14 protein-coding genes and 1 pseudogene are annotated in these 17,798 nt (G+C 37.7%); 8 read left to right on the top strand and 7 right to left on the bottom strand.

The annotated features are described in order from the left end of the window. Positions 1-14: 14 nt before the first annotated feature. The 4 genes from FA584_RS08470 to FA584_RS08455 form a co-directional block, all read right to left on the bottom strand. Positions 15-1,091, bottom strand: a complete 1,077-nt coding sequence (locus FA584_RS08470) for a CNNM domain-containing protein (protein ID WP_167749148.1) — start codon at positions 1,089-1,091, stop codon at positions 15-17. Between the two features lie 112 nt (positions 1,092-1,203). Further along, positions 1,204-1,569, bottom strand: a complete 366-nt coding sequence (locus tag FA584_RS08465; RefSeq protein WP_167749147.1) for a methionine-R-sulfoxide reductase — start codon at positions 1,567-1,569, stop codon at positions 1,204-1,206. 151 nt (positions 1,570-1,720) lie between these two features. After that, positions 1,721-2,386 (bottom strand): potassium channel family protein, encoded by a 666-nt coding sequence (locus FA584_RS08460; RefSeq protein WP_096046887.1) that lies wholly within the window; start codon positions 2,384-2,386, stop codon positions 1,721-1,723. Continuing rightward, entirely contained in the window at positions 2,383-3,714 is a 1,332-nt protein-coding gene (locus tag FA584_RS08455) for a TrkH family potassium uptake protein (RefSeq protein ID WP_096046886.1), read from the bottom strand. The genes FA584_RS08460 and FA584_RS08455 overlap by 4 nt, the downstream gene beginning before the upstream one ends. Before the next feature lie 195 nt (positions 3,715-3,909). Here FA584_RS08455 and FA584_RS08450 point away from each other — a divergent pair, with 195 nt between their 5' ends. From FA584_RS08450 to FA584_RS08410, 8 genes and pseudogenes are all read left to right on the top strand, one after another. After that, entirely contained in the window at positions 3,910-5,916 is a 2,007-nt protein-coding gene (locus FA584_RS08450; RefSeq protein WP_167749146.1) for a TonB-dependent receptor plug domain-containing protein, read from the top strand. Continuing rightward, positions 5,916-6,476 (top strand): hypothetical protein, encoded by a 561-nt coding sequence (locus FA584_RS08445; RefSeq protein ID WP_167749145.1) that lies wholly within the window; start codon positions 5,916-5,918, stop codon positions 6,474-6,476. Before FA584_RS08450 ends, FA584_RS08445 begins: the two co-directional genes overlap by 1 nt. 60 nt (positions 6,477-6,536) lie before the next feature. Continuing rightward, positions 6,537-8,429 carry an AMP-dependent synthetase/ligase gene (locus FA584_RS08440; RefSeq protein WP_167749144.1) on the top strand — a complete coding sequence of 631 codons (1,893 nt, stop codon included), beginning with the start codon at positions 6,537-6,539 and terminating at the stop codon, positions 8,427-8,429. Between the two features lie 10 nt (positions 8,430-8,439). Beyond that, positions 8,440-9,834, top strand: coding sequence for an MBL fold metallo-hydrolase RNA specificity domain-containing protein (locus tag FA584_RS08435; protein ID WP_167749143.1), 1,395 nt, complete (start codon positions 8,440-8,442; stop codon positions 9,832-9,834). A 125-nt stretch (positions 9,835-9,959) separates the two neighbouring features. Further along, a complete protein-coding gene (locus FA584_RS08430) occupies positions 9,960-12,869 on the top strand; it encodes a response regulator (RefSeq protein ID WP_167749142.1) in 2,910 nt (969 codons plus the stop codon). Next, positions 12,862-13,879, top strand: a pseudogene (locus tag FA584_RS08425) (HD domain-containing phosphohydrolase). Before FA584_RS08430 ends, FA584_RS08425 begins: the two are co-directional and overlap by 8 nt. 39 nt (positions 13,880-13,918) lie before the next feature. Then, the gene (locus tag FA584_RS08415) at positions 13,919-14,566 is read left to right on the top strand and encodes a substrate-binding periplasmic protein (protein WP_167749139.1); all 648 of its coding nucleotides are present in this window, start codon (positions 13,919-13,921) and stop codon (positions 14,564-14,566) included. A 71-nt stretch (positions 14,567-14,637) separates the two neighbouring features. Then, positions 14,638-14,919, top strand: a complete 282-nt coding sequence (locus FA584_RS08410; protein ID WP_096046878.1) for a flagellar basal body rod C-terminal domain-containing protein — start codon at positions 14,638-14,640, stop codon at positions 14,917-14,919. Positions 14,920-15,090: 171 nt separating this feature from the next. Here FA584_RS08410 and FA584_RS08405 read toward each other — a convergent pair whose 3' ends face one another. The 3 genes from FA584_RS08405 to queA all read right to left on the bottom strand — a co-directional run bounded on the left by FA584_RS08405 (position 15,091) and on the right by queA (position 17,772). Then, entirely contained in the window at positions 15,091-15,828 is a 738-nt protein-coding gene (locus FA584_RS08405) for a hypothetical protein (RefSeq protein ID WP_167749138.1), read from the bottom strand. A 101-nt stretch (positions 15,829-15,929) separates the two neighbouring features. Next, entirely contained in the window at positions 15,930-16,673 is a 744-nt protein-coding gene (locus FA584_RS08400) for a radical SAM protein (protein ID WP_167749137.1), read from the bottom strand. A 130-nt stretch (positions 16,674-16,803) separates the two neighbouring features. After that, positions 16,804-17,772 (bottom strand): tRNA preQ1(34) S-adenosylmethionine ribosyltransferase-isomerase QueA, encoded by a 969-nt coding sequence (gene queA / locus FA584_RS08395; RefSeq protein WP_245394682.1) that lies wholly within the window; start codon positions 17,770-17,772, stop codon positions 16,804-16,806. Positions 17,773-17,798 lie beyond the last annotated feature (26 nt).

The following is a 17,798-nucleotide window of genomic DNA, read 5'->3' as shown; positions in this document are numbered from 1 at the left end:
ATGCTTAGAACTGTTTAGTTAACCTTCGCTTTTTCGAGTTTTTTACGCTCGACTTTCATACGGTCTTGGAATTTTTTACTGCGGTCTTTTGCAAAGAGTTGCATGTCCTCTACTTCGTCCATTTCATCAACGATTTCAACACCCAAAAGCGTCTCAATGGCATCTTCAAGCGTGACAACACCTGCGGTTTGTCCGTAACTGTCAAACACCACAAAAAGATGGGTTTTACGTTTGATAAATTGGTCGATCAAGTTTGGAACAGGCAAATACTCAGAAACCATATGTACTTCATGGGCGATATCCGCAAGTGTTGTTTTATCGTGATCTTCCACACTCTCTTCCAAGATACGTTGGTTGAAAGCAATACCCACAACATCATCCAAAGTCTCACCAAAGACAGGAATACGTGAGTGAATATACATGCGATCATCTTCAATCGCAGTTTCAATAGTGGTTGTCGCAGGAAGTGCAAACACAACACTTCGTGGTGTCATAATATCTTTGGCTTTAATGTTTTTAAGTTTTAAAAGATTTTCGATCAGGTCACTTTCTTTACTAAGGATTGATCCCTCTTTCTCACCCATTGCAACGACTGCCATAATTTCATCACGCGAAAAATTGCCTTGGTGTTTTTTGTTTCTTGAGATATAGTTCGTCAAAAGTGATGAAATCCATGTAAATGGTGTACTGATGGTCACCAAAAACTCGATCATATAGGCGGAAGGAATCAAAAGTCTTTTCCAGTAAAGCGCACCAATGGTTTTGGGGATAATCTCTGAAACATACAAGATGAGAAGTGTTACAATAAAAGCCACTAAGGTTTGCCATTCCGCACCAAAGAGGATTTGTGTTTGAGCACCTACACCTGCTGCTCCCATCGTATGGGCAAAGGTATTGAAGGTTAAAATCGAAGAGATCGGTTTATCGATATTGGCTTTTAATCCTTTAATCATTGCAATAACGGTTTCATTGTTTTCTTTGGGGAGTGTTTCAATGTAAGAGTTTGTACTTGAAAGTAAAACTGCTTCTAAAACAGAACAGAGGAACGATACAGAAAGAGCAAGAGAAAGATAGACGATCAGAAGTGTCATAGAATAACTCCCCTGAGATTAACGAAATGAAAACTAACCGAGTCCGGTTCGCTTTGGGTCATACAGAATTCCTTTAAAATATTTTGTACGCTATTATAGCATAAACAAAAGACTACTTTATTACAGGCTCAAATGTAAGTGAGATAGAATTGACACAGTGACGGGTGTTTTTATGCGTGATTTTCTCACCTTCAAATACATGTCCTAAGTGCGCTCCACAGGCCTTGCAGAGGATTTCAGTCCGTCTGCCATCACGGTCCATTTCACGTCTTATAGCTCCTGGTATCTCATCATCAAAACTTGGCCAACCGCATCCTGAATTAAACTTGTCAGATGAGTTATAAAGCGGTGCATTGCACTGTTTGCAGTGGTAGATTCCTTGGGCATAAAAGTCGTTGTATTGCCCAGAAAATGGCATTTCTGTACCTTTATGAAGGATGACGCGTTCTTCCTCGGGCGTTAGAGAATGGTGTGTCATAAAAAATCCTTTATCCAGTGATGAAAAATTATGCACGAGAGTTTTTAAAAGAGCAAAAAAACCTCTTTACATGTAAAGGTTATAACTATTTTTGTGTAAGAATGTCTTTACATGTAAAGATTAGACGGTTAGTTATAGGTTATTTAAAAGTCTATTCACTTTCGGATTTAGTAAGGTGTCTTAGTTTTTCAATAAAAGATTTTTTACCGATAAAAGAGAGCATATCATTTTCGCGAATTTTATAAGCTTTTTCAACATCAAAGGTCCAGTTATCTCTGGTTTTGCAGGCAATGAGATGGATCTCATTTTCAAACATGGCTTCAACTTCACTGACAGGCTTTCCAATCAGTGACTTTGTGACGAGAAACTTTGCAATTTTGATGGTACTGCTAAAATCAACTTGGTCAATGACAACGTTACCAACAAGGTTTTCAACGAGTTTTTTAGCGGATTCTCGCTCAGGATAAATAACTTTAAAGGCTCCAAGTCTTGCTAAAATTTCGCCATGTGTCAGTGTGATGGCTTTGGCAATGATATTTTTATTATCCAACTCTTTCAGTGCCATAAGTGTTAAAATACTCGCTTCAATATTCTCACCAATACTAATAATAACCGTGTCAAGTCCCACAACACCCGCTTCTTGAAGAGCTTTGGTATCGGTACTGTCTAAAATAAGCGCATCTTGGATGTAGTCACTAATTACTTGTATTTTATGTGGATCGTTGTCGATAGCAATGATGTCCATGCCTTGTTCCGCAAGTCCTTTAGCGATGTGAAAGCCAAATTTGCCAAGACCTATAACGGCGTAAGTTTTCATAATAAAATCCTTCCTTCAGGGTACTGTATGTGTTTAATTTTTTCTTTTCCTATGATGAGAAATCCAAAAGCGAAAATACCCATTCGTCCTATGAGCATCAACGCTATGATCATCGACTTACCAAACGTGCTAAATTTGTCTGAAAGGCTCAGTACATCACCATTTCCAACGGAAACACCTACCGTACAAAAGGCAGAAACCACTTCAAAAAGGGTTGCCATAAAATTCGTATGTTGTGTTTCTGTTAAGATGACGGTGGCTGTAATAGCGATAAAAGAAGCAACTAAAATGATGGCAGAAGAGCGGTTAATCACCTCTTGAGGAATGGTACGTTTAAAGGCATTGGGTTGTTGATTGCTGATCTTGATCGTGTGCAGTGTTGCGATGATCAAGACTGCAACCGTGGTAATTTTGATACCACCCGCCGTACTGCCTGCTCCTCCACCGATCATCATATAGATGGTGGAACAAAAGAGCGAGGCGTCACTTAGCTGTGAAAGATCCAAGCTATTAAAGCCAGACGTTCTAAAATTGACAGAGAGAAAAAAGCTGTTAAGAACGCTGTGGTAGAGTGACATATGACCAAAAATAGCTTTGTTGTCCCACTCAATCGCTAAAAAGAGCAGTGTACCTGAAACGATAAGAATGAGTGTACCCACAAGGGTTATTTTTGTATGCGCTGAGAGCATAAAGCGTTTATGGGTTGCTTTGGCATGAAGTTCAACCAGTACCAAGTAGCCAACGCCTCCCAAAATGATCAAAAATCCAACGGTGACTAAAACGGTAAAATCCGTTTGATAACCTACAAGGTTGTCTCTAAACATGGAAAAACCAGCGTTATTAAAGGCGGCTACCGAGTGAAAGATACCTTGCCAGATAGCTTTATTTAGTGGCATATGTGTGGCAAAACGCAGTGTTAATATAAATGCGCCGATAGATTCAATAATCAGTGTAAAGAGAAAGACTTTTTGAAGAAAATTTTGAATGTCAAGATTTGTTGAGTAGTTTAGAGAATCTTTCGCCATATTTTTTTCATGGATGGTAAGATTTCGTTTCATAAATAAGAAGAAGAGGGTAACAATACTCATGTACCCAACGCCGCCCACTTGCATCAGGATTAAGATAACAAATTGCCCAAAAAAAGTAAATGCTTCGGGAGTATTTTTGACGATAAGACCTGTCACACATGTTGCGGATGTCGAGGTGAAAAAAGCATCGATAAACTGTAATTTTCCTACATGGGCAAAGGGCAACATTAATAAAATAGCACCGATAAAAACAACCGCAAGATAACTAAAAAAGATAATCCGTAAGGTCTTTTGATTCATTCATTTCCTTTGAGACGATGCTTCTAAAGTAAGAAACTTTACAAACATTTACAACAAACTATTGTATCAAATTTATGCACGTCTTGATAAAATTTCATCGTTTACATGTAAAAAAGTGTGTAAGGCAAAAGGTGGAAATTATTAAAAAAGAGACTTTTTAGATAAAATTGTTTTTCCAAATTTTAAGGAGAATAAATGAAAAATCTGAAAGGATTTAGAGGAAAGTATTTTAGTCTTGCGGCAATACTTGCTTTAAATGCTACACTCTCTTTGGCAAGTGATGTTCAAAGTGTTGTAGATACTGAAAAGCAACTGTATACGCCAAAAGCGGAAGCCTCCTCTGAAACAACAGACGTGCTTGAAGAAAGTAGCGCACCTGTTGTAGTGATCTCAAAGAAGATCAAAGAGAAAAAGTCTGAAGTTTACACCGCTTCCAAATCATTGGTAAGTGCTACCAATGTAACCGATAATGTCAGCATTATCACCTCTGAAGAACTCTCCCTCAAAGGTATTACGACTGTTGTTGACGCACTCAATACCATTCCAGGTGTCAGCTTTGCCTCCAATGGTGGCCTTGGTAAATCAACCGCTGTTATGATGCAAGGGATGTCCAATCAATATACGCTCGTGATGGTTGATGGTGTACGCTACAACGATCCTAGTGCACTTTTAGGTGATGCCGATTTGAGCCATTTATTGGTCGGTGATATTGAACGTATCGAAGTGATTAAAGGTGCGCAAAGTGGTGTTTGGGGCGCTGATGCCGCTGCTGGTGTGATTAATATTATTACTAAAAATCCACAAGTCGGAACCCATGGAACTGCGGGTGTGGAGTTTGGAAGTTACGGTCGAAGAAGTGCCAACACGTCGATTTCTCATAAAACGGATACATTTGATGTCATGCTCTCTGTGCAACGTGTCACTGAAGATGGCTTTACGACGTATGCGCCTAGAGGCGAAAATATAGATCAATATGAAAACGATGGTTATCGCAATACCACAGTGAATCTCAAGGCGAGATATTGGATCGATGCGTATAATCGCATTGAGGCGGGATACCACGATATTAATTCACTCAGTAGCTACGATGATTTTGGTTTTCCCAATAGTTCTCAGCACAGTGATGCGCATATCCAATCTGGCTATTTAACGTATAAATATTTTACATCCAATCATGCCATTGAAACAACACTCTCCCAAAGCTCCTTTCATAGAAAAGAGCTCAATGCTTCCTATACAGGCGACTTAAACGATTATCAAGGAAAAGTACCCTCTATTGAACTTAAAGATACATGGAAATACTATGACAATAGCGCTTTAGTGTTTGGAACTTCTTATGAAAAGCGAGAGTTGACCTATACCGCGATTGGCGATAGTGAAAAAGCACATAATGAACACTCCAAAGCACTGTATATGAACAACACCAACAAAGTTGGTAACGTCATCCTCACCGAAGCCTTACGTTACGATAGCTTTAGTGCGTTTGATGACAAAGTTACGGGCAAAATCGGTGCAAAATATCTCTTTAGCGATCAATTTAATATCTATACAAATTATGGTACCGCCTATAAATCCCCTTCGATGTTTGAAATGATTTATCCTTGGGCAAGTTATGGTATTAGTAATTTTGATCTCAAACCGGAAAACATTAAAAGCTTTAACATCGGTCTGCAATATGCAGGATTCAATATGAATATTTTTAGAAACGAAATTGAAGATATGATTGATGCACAGTATGATGCATCAACGTATAAATACCAATATGTGAATCTCAATGGAACATCGGTTATGAAAGGAATCGAGTTATCGTATGAACAACAACTCCTTCAATCATTACTCATGGGCGCAAATTATACCTATGTCGATGCCAAAGGTGAAGATGGTGAGAGACTTAAAAAACGTCCTCGTTATCAAAGTAGTTTGTATGCAACGTATATGCCAACCAATAAATTGACCTTTAATGTGAATGGTACTTATATTGGTTCGCGAGCTGATGTCTCATTTGACCCAATAACGTACGCTCAAAAAGATGAAGAAACCGGTAATTATTTTGTAGCAAGTGCCAAAGCGAGCTATCAGATTGATAAAACATGGAATGTTTATCTCAAAGCCAATAACCTCTTTGATCGTTATTATCAAACGGTTTACGGGTATGCCTCTGCCGGGCGTAGTGTTTATGCCGGTGCGGAAGCGAGATTTTAATGAAATTAGCCCTACGTCCTTACCTGTGGTATAAACTGCTCAATTCTCTCTTTTTTGGGCTTGCGGTAGGAAGTGTTTTTGTGCTGTATACACCGCTTGAGCCTTCCGTGTTTTCACTTGGAGGTATTGGGCTTGCCATTGGTTTGCTCTTAGTGGCGAAAGGGTACGAGAAGATGATGAATCTTCTCGTCTTTTACCGCATTACTCTTTTCGTGGAACTGTTGACATTCCTTATGATTGTCAGTTTTCTTGTTTTTCAATACAACTATAGTGATGTGTTATTTATCTATATTGCATACCAAGTAACCTTTGTTTTTGGCAATTATCTGATGCGTATGGAAACCCTCGCCCTTAAACGCACACTCTTACTCTCCTTTGCCGATGTCATTAAGCAAAAAGGCTATCTTGCGGGAATGGTCATCTCTTACCTTTTTTATAAGGTGGTTGAATTTTTTGGCATTGTCAACAAGGAAACTCAAGTCTATTATTTACATGCATTGCTTTTGGTTGTTCAAATTGTAATTCTTTGGTGTGTTTTCAGATCTTTTCGCACAAGATAAGCTTCTCTTTCAGGAATAATGATTACAATAAAAGTTAATTTGAATTGTTAAGGATTGTGCTTGCATCGTGAAGAAAACACGTTGTTTCATATGTTTGTCAAGACCTATGAGCAGTATAAAGAGAGAAAAGCCTTTATTTATAAGGTGACAGATAACGAGTTTGAAGTTACCTATGAAAAATTATTTGAGGATGTTTTAGTCCTTTCGCGTGCTTTTAAAAGCAAAAAGATAGGTAAAGGCTCAAAAGTTATGTTTTTATGTGACAATCGCTATGAGTGGATGGTCACTGACTTTGCACTCATCTCTTTGGGTGCGATTAGTATTCCAAGAGGATGTGATACTCCAACACAAGAGCTGGAATTTATTCTCGAGCATTCGGGTGCAGAGTTTTTGATTATTGAAAATGAACAGGTCTATACAAGACATGAAACAATGCTCAATACTCTTAAACTTAAAGCGATTTTTATTCTTGAAGCACCCAAGGTTCACTCTTTATTAACCAATCTCTATTCTTATCACGATCTGTTAAAAGATAGAACAATTCATGCAGATGAAATTGAAGCTTTTTGCGCGAGAAAAGCGCTTTTGGATGAAGAAGATATTGTGACATTGATTTATACATCTGGAACAACGGGTATTCCCAAAGGTGTCATTATCTCCCACAAAAACATTATGTACAATGTCGAAGAATTGCCTCCACTCATTGCCCTTGAGTGTGATGATGTTTGGGTTTCGATTCTCCCTTCATGGCATATTTTTGAACGGGCCGCCGAGTATCTTTCAATCGCAAAAGGGAGTTGTACGGTTTATTCGACCATTAAAACATTTGCGGCTGATTTAGAACAGTATAAACCAACGATTGTGGCTACAGTTCCTAGACTATGGGAGTCTATGTACACAAAGATTAACACGGCTTTAGAAAAAAAAGATCCTAAGAAAGCGAAACTTTTTAACAAATTGGTTGCTATTTCGGCTGCTTATAAACGAGCAGATCGTGTTTTAAAAGACGAATTACCCTGTTTTAAAAAGCGCTCCATACTCTTTACATGTAAAGATAAAACCATTGCCTTTTTCAAACGTTTAGTGCTGAGTCCATTCAATGCTATAGCTCAGAAAAAATTAGCACTTGTGCAGGAAAAATTTGGGGGAAGACTTCGTTTGGCTGTGAGTGGAGGCGGAGCACTTCCTGATTTTTTAGATACATGGATTGATGCGATTGGCATTCGTATTGTCAATGCCTATGGTATGACAGAGTGTGCGCCAACGATTGCAGGACGTGCGTTGCAGTGCAATACATTTTCAACATTGGGCTTGCCTGTGCGCGGTACAACACTTGTGGTTGTTGACAAAGAAGGTGCGTTAGTCGGTGCAGGCGAAATTGGGGAAATTTGGGTTAAAGGTGAGCAAGTCATGCAAGGCTATTACCATAACCCCGAAGAAAATGCTAAAAGTTTTAGTGAAGATGGCTTTTTTAAAACAGGTGATCTTGGAAAATTGACCATCAAAGGTGAGCTGGTCATTACTGGTCGATCTAAAGAGATGATCGTGCTTGCAAGTGGTGAAAATGTTGATCCTAGCCGTATTGAATCAACGATAGCCATGCTGCCTTTTATTACGGATGCTATTTTAGTAGGTCATACAAAAAAAGGGTTAGGTGCGCTTATTGTGCCTGATTTTGAAAAATTAAAAGAGTATATTGCATCTCATTTTGATAAAGTGGTCTATAATATTGAACAGGTCATGGAAGATAAACAGATTGTGGCTAAAATCAAAAGTGAGATGAACGATCTCTTGCATCAAGGACAAGGATTTAAACCTTTCGAAAAGCTCCAAAATATTCATTTCTTAGACCAAGAGTTCAAAGTAGGTGAAGAGTTGACGAATACTTTCAAAAAGAAACGTCACGTTATAGAAAAAAAATACAAAGAGATTATCGACAAATTTATACATTAAAGGAATTATTATGGCAAATGTCACATCGTATGGTGCAGCATCAATGGTTACAGGTTCATGTCACTTATTGGAAGTTGATTCACTAAAGATTTTGATAGATTGTGGAATGATTCAGGGCGAAAATTGGCATGACAATTATGAGCTTTTTCCGTTTGATCCTACGTTGATTGATTATTTGGTTTTAACGCATGCGCATATTGATCATATTGGACGTGTACCAAAACTGGTTAAAGAGGGGTTCCATGGCGAGATTATCGCAACCGATGCAACGCTCGATATTGCCTATATTATGCTTTTAGATAGTGCAGGTTTACTTGAAGAAGAGTACCAAACATTACTGAGAAAGGCACTTCGACGAGGCGATGAAAACAGTGTGCAAGAGCCGCTTTATACGAAAGAACATGTGGAGCAAGTCTTTACAAAAAAACTTCGTCGGGTTCTATACGATGAAACCATTAAACTCACCCCTTCGGTAAAGCTTTGCCTTCATAATGCAGGTCATATTATGGGAAGTGCCTTTGTTGAGGTCAATTATGAAGAAGACACTTTACATAAAAGTGTTGTTTTCTCGGGCGATTTGGGAAGCAAAAACCGCCTACTTCTCAATAATCTCAGCCCTATTAAACATGCAGATGCACTTTTTGTTGAATCAACGTATGGTGATAGAGAGCATAAAGTGTTAGAGGAGAGTATCAAAGAGTTTAAAGAGGCGATCACTCAGACGATTGATGCAGGTGGAAATGTCGTCATCCCTTCTTTTGCGTTGGAGCGAACACAAGAGATTTTATGGTTATTGCATCAGATGCACCAAGAGGGATCGTTGCATAACTGCCACGTTTTTTTAGACAGTCCTCTTGCCATTGAAGCAACAAAAATCTATAAAAAATATCCTGCAGAACTGAATAAAACATTAGGCTTACGCGTCAGTTTGGGGGATGACCCTTTTGATTTTCCAGAGCTTCAATATACGTTACGTAAAAAAGATTCGATGGAAATTAATGATGTTGAAAAACGCGCTATTATTATTGCAGGAAGTGGTATGTGCAATGGTGGAAGGGTTGTACACCATCTTAAACAACGCATTTGGAATCCCAAAAATGCCATTATTTTTGTGGGATTTCAAGTTCATGGGACATTGGGACGTAATATTGTTGATGGAGAGGAGTTTGTTCGCATTTATGGTGAAGATATCAAAGTGCGTGCAAAAGTTTACACGATTAATGGATTTTCTGCGCACGCAGACCGTGTGGATATATTGGCTTGGATCAAACAAATTTCAGGTCTCAATCTGATCTATTTAATCCATGGTGAAACCGATAAACAAGAGCTTTTTAAAGCCTATTTGCATGAAAATATTGACACTAAAGTACATATTGTTAAAAAAGAAGAGCGTATTCATCTTTGAGAATTGACACTATAGCTTTTAAAATGCTATAGTTTGCCCAATATAGTTTATTGCTCAGAGCCTTCTTCTGTTCTTTAGTGCTATTTTGGCTTGTTATAAAAGTCTTATGAAAAGAGTCTTGACGTATGATTAGAGCAATGTTGTATCGTGTCTCCTTATTGCAGGCATTAGCGGTGATGATTGTTATCTCGCTGCTATTGCCTCTACCGCTTTTGATGCTGACATATGCCAATAGCACTTACAAACATAAACAAGAAGAGTTTACAACACTCAATACCAAAAAATTTAATCTTTCTTCTGCTATTTTTGTTGAGTCTTTATGGAATTTTTATCCCGAACTTGGGCAAAAAATGCTTGATCAACTCCTTCTTGATCCAAAGTTACAATTTGTTCATGTTGATGATAGTGATGGCAAACTTTTTTTAGGTTGGGAAAATAAGAATAAGAGTGGAAATGACGACAACATTCTTCTTTTACGAAAAAAACTGGAAAAAGATAATATTGTCGTAGGAAGTTTAGAAATGGGCTTTATTCGTGAAGATCTCATTGCTTCTATTATGGCGGATATGTCACTCTTTGGCTACATCCTTTTTTTACAAATCTTCTTTTTAGTCGTGCTGATCTCTTGGATTTACTACTATAAAATTATTAAACCGATTAGGCGCTTAGTCGAGCACTCCACTCTTTTAGCACATCAAAAACTTGATGAGCCTTTTCGTTGGGATGAAAATGACGAAATAGGAACGCTTGGTTTTGCGCTCGACAAGACAAGAATTCAGCTTAAAAGCTTGTTTGACTCTTTAAAACATGAGAATGAAATACTTGATGAGAAGGTCAAACAACGAACGAAAGAACTTGAAGATGCCAGTCGGTACAAATCTGAATTCTTAGCCAATATGAGTCATGAGATTCGTACACCCATGAATGCTATCATGGGTATGTCACATCTTATGCGTAAAACAGCCATGAATAGCACGCAATTAAGCTATGTCAATAAGATCAAAGAAGCCTCTTCTGTGTTGCTTCGCATCATCAATGATGTTTTGGATTTTTCGAAAATCGAAGCAGGCAAGATGGAAGTTGAATCAGTTGCATTTGATTTGCATAAAGAACTTAAAAAAAGCTGCTCAATTTTCTCCGTTCTTGCTAAAGAAAAGGGGATTGGTTTTCAATGTGATTTTGTGGAGAGCAATCGCTTTTTTAAAGGTGATCCATGCAAAATCATGCAAATTATCAATAATTTTTTAAGCAATGCCATTAAGTTTACGAAAGAAGGCGCTGTTATTTTAAGCGTAGATGAAAAGGTCAATGACGATGCTACTTCAACCTTGACTTTTCATGTCAAAGATAGTGGCCTTGGCATTCCAAAAGAAAAACAGTCACTCCTTTTTAAAGCCTTCGGGCAACTGGATGCTTCAGTCACACGCAAACATGGAGGGACAGGACTAGGGCTTTATATTTGCACTCAGCTTGCTTCAATGATGCATGGACATATCACACTGGAAAGTGAAGAAGGAAGAGGAAGCCTTTTTAGTTTTATGATTAGCCTGCCTCTTGCAAAAGGGCTTGATTTACAGCATGAAAATAATAATGCAGCCAATGCCTATGAGCCACTGCGCATTTTACTGATCATTGATCAGAAAAAAGAGAGTGATATGCTGTGTGATTTTATTCGTTCATTTGGTTTTTTTGTCACTGTTCAAAAAAGTAGTGATGATGTTGCTTCGCAGATTAAAACCATCGATAAACCGCATCAGCTCATCATCCTTGATTCTGAACTATCAAAAGGTATGAATGGGGTCTCTTTTTATGAACAGTTGCTCCAACAGGTCGCTTTAGTTGATATGCCTCCTGTTTTGATGCTTGCAACCAATGATGATGCTGAGATTAAAAACCGTATTTACGGTGCTGGAATCAAATCTTGTTTGAAAAAACCGATCAATCCTTCAATGCTTTATGATGAACTTGTTGCATTATCGGCAGGAAGTTCTCAAACATCACTGTTCGATCCTTCAAAGATTGATCTTTCTCAAAAGCGTATTTTGGTTGTAGAAGATAATGATATTAACCTTGAAGTTGCAACCTATCTGCTCAAAGAAACCCATGCTAAAGTTGAAATTGCACGCAATGGGTTAGAAGCTGTTGAAATCATTCAAGAACAGGCGCATCCATTTGATCTTATCTTGATGGATGTTCAGATGCCTTTGATGGATGGGTATGAAGCTACACGCATTATTCGAAAAGAACTTAATATTTTAACGCCTATTGTGGCAATGACGGCTAATGTAATGGTGCAAGATATTGAAAAATGCATTCAATCGGGTATGGATGCACACATTGGTAAACCTTTTGATATTGAAGACTTTTATGGCACGCTGCTAGAGGTTTTACATGTAAGCCTTTCCATCGCTCCTAAACAGCAAGTCAATACTCAAAAACGTGTTAAATTACATTTTAATAAAAAAGAAGCCATCAAAAAATTAGGTGGTAATGAAGCACTATGGCAAAAGCTTTTTTGCAGTTTTTATGAGACCTATCTTCTTCTTCCTGAGAAGCTTCATGAATTCATCCAAAAAGAAGCATTAACAACACTTCTTGATTATGTACACACGGTCAAAGGACTTAGTGGTACGATAGGTGTGTCTCTTCTTGAAGAGACATTGTGTCTCTTTGAAAAATCTTTAAAAGAGAACACAAGTATTCAAGACAATCTACTTGAAGCTGTTTTAAATGAGCATCACTCTTTGTTAACGACACTGCGAGATGAGTATAATGGAATCGATCCTACAATGTATCAAATGTTACATGCACAATCTTCAGAATATTCTTTAGAAGGATCACTCAAAGAGCTTAAAGACGCCCTTGAAATATCAAATGTATCAAAAATAAATCTTCTAGTAGAGCAATTGTCTTCAGTTGAGATACTGCGCGAACATGAAGTCTTTAAAATGCTACTTCTTGCGTGTAAATCTTTTGATTTTGAAGCAGCATTGGAACATTTAGCACGTGTAAACGAGGAGATAACGTATGGCTAAAATTTTGGTGATTGAAGATACTCCTGAATATATTGAAATGCTGAGTTCTTTACTGAATGAATATGAAGTCTATGCTGCAAAAGAGGGTAAAAAAGGGATTTTATTAGCTGAAACTGTCCTTCCTGATTTAATTTTATTGGATATTAATATGCCTTTGATGACAGGGTATGAAGTTTGTCGTAGATTGAAGCTCAATGAAAAAACACATGCGATTCCTGTCATTTTTCTCACTGCGAATGATGGGAGAGATTTTGAAGAGATTGGGTTTAATTTAGGTGCTGTTGATTTTATTTCAAAGCCTTTTCATGCAAAGGTCTTAAAAGCAAGAGTTAAAACACATATAGCATTGTATCAACTCCAATCTCATTTGCAAGAAGAAGTCAATGATAAAACGGAAGAAGTACGTAAACTTAACCATGAAATGACATATCTTGCAGCTTCCATTGCGGAGCTTAAATCTAAAGAGACCAGTCAACATTTGAGACGTGTAGCAGAATTTTGTTATCTTTTGTGTAAATTTTTAGGTCATGATGAAGCAGAGTGTGAAAAGGTTAAAATGGCATCTGTGTTGCATGATATAGGTAAAGTTGGCATCAGTGATGAAATTCTCAATAAACCTTCAAAACTGGATACTACAAGAGTGGGAAATGATGCAAAGCCATTCTCTATTGGGGCATACGATGTTAGTTGACTCTGAATTTGCACTCATGCAATTAGCGGCAACCATTGCACTTGAACATCATGAGCGTTGGGATGGAAAAGGGTATCCTTATGGTAAAAAAGGCGAAGATATCTCTTTAGTCGGGCGTATTTGTGCGGTGGCGGATGTCTTTGATTCCCTTTTAGATAGACGTGTCTACAAAGAGCCTTGGGAAGAAAAGGCGGTTAAAGACTATTTTGTGATGATGTCAGGTTCTCAGTTTGATCCCGATATTGCCAATATTTTACTTGAAAATTTTGATATGTTTATTTATACTTGGAAATCACTCAACCGACCTAAAGATAAGTAATGAAATCTTTTTTTCTCTTATTTCTTTTATGTTTTTTCTTTGTCTGCCGAGGTTTTTAAAGTCTATACGGAACAAAATCCCCCTTATAATTTTTTAGAAAATGGAAAGGTTAAGGGTCAAGCAACTCTTTTGTTAGAGCAATTATTCCAAAAAAGTGGCCATACAATTTTTGAAAATAACATTTACCTTTTACCTTGGACGATTGGTTATCATGAAGTTTTAAATAAAAAAAATACGATGATCTACAGTATGGCTCGTATCCATGAGCGTGAAGCTTTGTTTCAATGGGTTGGTCCTATTGGAAAAATGACATTGGGAGTTATTGCCAAAAAAAGTAAACATATGATTATCGCATCGCCTGATGCCTTACATAGCTATAAAATTGCCACCATTCCAGGTACTTCAACTGAAAAAGCTTTATTTGATATTGGTTTTCGTGCTGAAGAATTGGATCGTTTTGCCAATCTCACTTCTCAGCTAAAAAAGCTTAAGGAAAACCGTGTCGATGCCATTGCTTTTGGTGTTGAGGCAGTATGGCAACTTCTCCGAGAAATGGGAAATGATCTCTCCGAATATGAAGTTGTTTATGTTCTCAAAGAGAGCGATTTGTATTTTGCCTTTTCAAAAGAGACCAATACAAAATTGATCGCAGAGCTGAATGAGACACTCAAAACCCTTCTAAAATAGATCGATTATTTTCTTTATTTTCCCTTCAAGCGAAGTAGAGTATAGTTGCACAAAGAGAGAAAGGAGTCAGCATGCAAATTAATTCTACTGCCATGACAGCAATGTCAAACTGGATGAACAACAGTGCACAAAATGTTGCAAATGTGAACACAGACAATTATAATGCAACGCAAACAACGATTACCAATCAAAATGATGCCATTGTCGCACAAAGCAGTCAATCAACCAACGGCACTGATTTAACAACAGAATTTACCGATCAAATCGCTATTGATAAAAGTTTTAAAGCGAATGTTGAAACGATTAAAACTCAAAATGAGATGCTTGGAAGCCTCCTCGATATGAAAGCATAATCTTCAAAAATACTCTTGCATTTTTTTACATGTAAAGATTTACTCTCACAATGAGAGAGTCTTTTGCTTCAATGGCTCAAAAGTTTAAAGTTTAGCCCTGACCCCTTTATTTTACCGTAACTCGCTTGGGCTAGCTCTGCGTAATCTAAATACTCTTTAATCGTTGCCATTTTATTTGTCTCCTTTTTTTGGTTTTAATGTATTTTCTAACATACCATTTGTGCTGCCACAAGATGCGAATGCTCCTTTGGAACTTGTTATATTTTGTATATTTCCCCAGAACCAGTTACTATCCAAACTGTAACCGATACTTTCTGCTATATTCACATTATTTTTTCTATCATGAATGGCTGTTATTCTGATAAAAATATTAACGATGGGAACAATCTTTTTTCTGATACTTTTATGATCATCCCACTCCCACTGGCTTACTTCACTCTCAGGTATTTCCTCTTTTATGACACATTTGCCATGTTTATATAAATTAAGATCATATTGACTAGAGGCATTTCCTATTTGAATACATTCACTAGTCATATTAGTATTTACCCAAGAAACCCTATAGTATTTATAAGGTTCTTTAGAATTTTTCCTCTTTTTATAATCTATAAAACGATATCCATGATATGGTAATGGCGGTATTTCGCCATACGTTCCATGTTCTTCGCCAATATAAAAACCCTCAACATTATCTATGCTTTGGTATATCTTTACACCTGAATTGGTCAGACATAAAAACGCATAAATGGGATAACCTAAAACAATATCCCAAGTAGGTATCAGCACCATGATTGCTGTTGCAATGTATTTGGCTTTTTTTGTGCCGTATTTTTCATAGGTGCTTTTAATAATGAATTTGGATAAATAGTAATATCCAACTCCGATAACCAATATGAGTAGTCCTATCATATTTTTTTCTCCTCTTTTATCTTTACATGTAAACCATTATCTAGATTATGCCGCCCTATTTTCTTCACCACTTTGTGCCCCTTTGTGTTGAATTTCATTTCTTATATATAAAGCCGTTTTATCCCTGTCAACTCTCCACATTGTGTGCAACATGGGGGAACATTCTTTTGTTCTAGGTGTTGCCGTATCTGTTTAATTGGTAAAACTTTTGTAGCATCAATCATAAAGCAACAAGGAGCTTTGGTTCCATCTACAAAATAGTAATGCATCTTTTTATTTTCTAAGTAGGTACATTGGTAGGTTGTATAAGGTAAAGGTTCTGTGGTGTAATGTGCTTGATAACTCTTTTTAGGTTGTATCTGTTGAATAGCAAGAGGAATATTCTGCTCTTTCGCAAAAGCTATAAGAGGTTCTAGATTTTGCCCATAATTTACGGCATAAAGTTTAATCTTTTTAGGGGTTAAGCTATGGCACGCTAAAAGATGTTTAAGGGTTTGAGAGGGAGAGGTTCTGCCACTTCGTTTGGCAAGGGCTTCATCTAGGGTATCCAGAGAAAAGCCGATAGTATCTAATAAGAAAAGATGCTTAGGGTCTATGTCTATACTACCGTTAGTGATAATACCGATACGGTGCTCTCTCTCTTTAGCAAAGATAACCATTTTCCAAAAAGAAGGATGCATCAGTGGTTCCCCTGTACCTTGAAGCAAGAGCAAGGTAGGCTTTTTTTCGGATTGGACAATCTGATTAAAACACTCCTCTGACATATGGCTATGAGGTAGTGTATCTTGAGGACAGTAAAAACATTTTGCGTTACATACCGTTGTTATTTCTATTTGAGTGAACATTATGACCTCTTTTAGTACAACTTTTTGGATTACGTAAGCAGGTTTTATTGTCTAGGGAAGTTACATTTTAGTCATTGTAACCTTAAAGGTTATAACGAGAAAGGTTATTGTGTCGTAAGAAAGATTGACACTATAAAATTAGCATCGCATCGCCGTAAGAGAAAAAGCGATACTTCTCTTCGACGGCTTCTTTATAGAGTGCAAGTGTTTTCTCGATTCCCACAAAGGACGCTACCAGCATAATCAATGTTGATTTGGGAAGATGAAAATTCGTTAAAAGATGATTGACGCGAATAGGGGGATTTTGAGGATGCAAAAAGAGGTCGCATTTTCCTACTGGCACTTTGGTTCTAGCAAAATACTCTACCGTTCGTGTGACGGTTGTCCCCACGGCTAAGATGTTTTTGGGGCTTTCAATGAGTTTACATGTAAGCGAAGGAATGGCGTAAATCTCGGAGTGCATCACATGATCTTTGATGTGTTCCGCTTCGACGGGTTTAAAGGTTCCTGCTCCTACATGTAAGGTTAAAAAATGGGTTTCGTAACGCTTTTTTAACGCTTTAAACATTGCATCGGTGAAGTGCAATGAAGCGGTTGGTGCAGCAACCGCACCTTGCTCTTTAGCAAAAACTGTTTGGTAATCCACACTGTCTTCATTGGTATCTTCTCGTTTGATGTACGGAGGAAGTGGAATATGTCCAATTTTTTCGAGTACATCAAAGAGCGCTTTGGTATGTAAAGCTTTGCCTTCTTGAAAAAATGCAACCACACGGGTACCATCCTCTTTGAGTTCGATAATTCTTGCGTGCATATGTTCATCAAAAAAGAGCTCAGTTCCTGCTTTAACACGACCTCTGATGTAAACAGAGTAGCAATTTTCTTGTAGTGGGGCGTTGAGAAGCACTTCGACTTCACCGCCACTCTCTTTTTTGCCAAAAATACGTGCCTTAATGACCTTAGTGTCATTGAGAAGAATCGCAATGTCTGAGGGTAAAAAGTCAAAAAGATGTTTGAAAAGCGTGTGCGTGATGCGACCAGTTTTTCGATCAAACACCAAAAGCCTCGCCTCATCTCTGGGTTCAACCGGATGTGTGGCGATAAGCTCTGGCGGAAGTGTGTAGTCGT

Source organism: Sulfurospirillum diekertiae, assembly GCF_011769985.2.
Taxonomy (GTDB): domain Bacteria; phylum Campylobacterota; class Campylobacteria; order Campylobacterales; family Sulfurospirillaceae; genus Sulfurospirillum; species Sulfurospirillum diekertiae.
The sequence above is the reverse complement of the archived record's forward strand: the minus strand, read 5'-3'. Positions and strand labels throughout refer to the sequence as shown.

Bases quoted from the DNA above. Each gene is read 5' to 3' on its own strand.
- FA584_RS08465 (WP_167749147.1), bottom strand. From the start codon at position 1,569: ATGACACACCATTCTCTAACGCCCGAGGAAGAACGCGTCATCCTTCAT.
- FA584_RS08460 (WP_096046887.1), bottom strand. From the start codon at position 2,386: ATGAAAACTTACGCCGTTATAGGTCTTGGCAAATTTGGCTTTCACATC.
- FA584_RS08405 (WP_167749138.1), bottom strand. From the start codon at position 15,828: ATGATAGGACTACTCATATTGGTTATCGGAGTTGGATATTACTATTTA.
- FA584_RS08445 (WP_167749145.1), top strand. From the start codon at position 5,916: ATGAAATTAGCCCTACGTCCTTACCTGTGGTATAAACTGCTCAATTCT.
- FA584_RS08450 (WP_167749146.1), top strand. From the start codon at position 3,910: ATGAAAAATCTGAAAGGATTTAGAGGAAAGTATTTTAGTCTTGCGGCA.
- FA584_RS08470 (WP_167749148.1), bottom strand. From the start codon at position 1,091: ATGACACTTCTGATCGTCTATCTTTCTCTTGCTCTTTCTGTATCGTTC.
- FA584_RS08410 (WP_096046878.1), top strand. From the start codon at position 14,638: ATGCAAATTAATTCTACTGCCATGACAGCAATGTCAAACTGGATGAAC.
- FA584_RS08400 (WP_167749137.1), bottom strand. From the start codon at position 16,673: ATGTTCACTCAAATAGAAATAACAACGGTATGTAACGCAAAATGTTTT.
- FA584_RS08430 (WP_167749142.1), top strand. From the start codon at position 9,960: ATGATTAGAGCAATGTTGTATCGTGTCTCCTTATTGCAGGCATTAGCG.
- FA584_RS08455 (WP_096046886.1), bottom strand. From the start codon at position 3,714: ATGAATCAAAAGACCTTACGGATTATCTTTTTTAGTTATCTTGCGGTT.
- FA584_RS08435 (WP_167749143.1), top strand. From the start codon at position 8,440: ATGGCAAATGTCACATCGTATGGTGCAGCATCAATGGTTACAGGTTCA.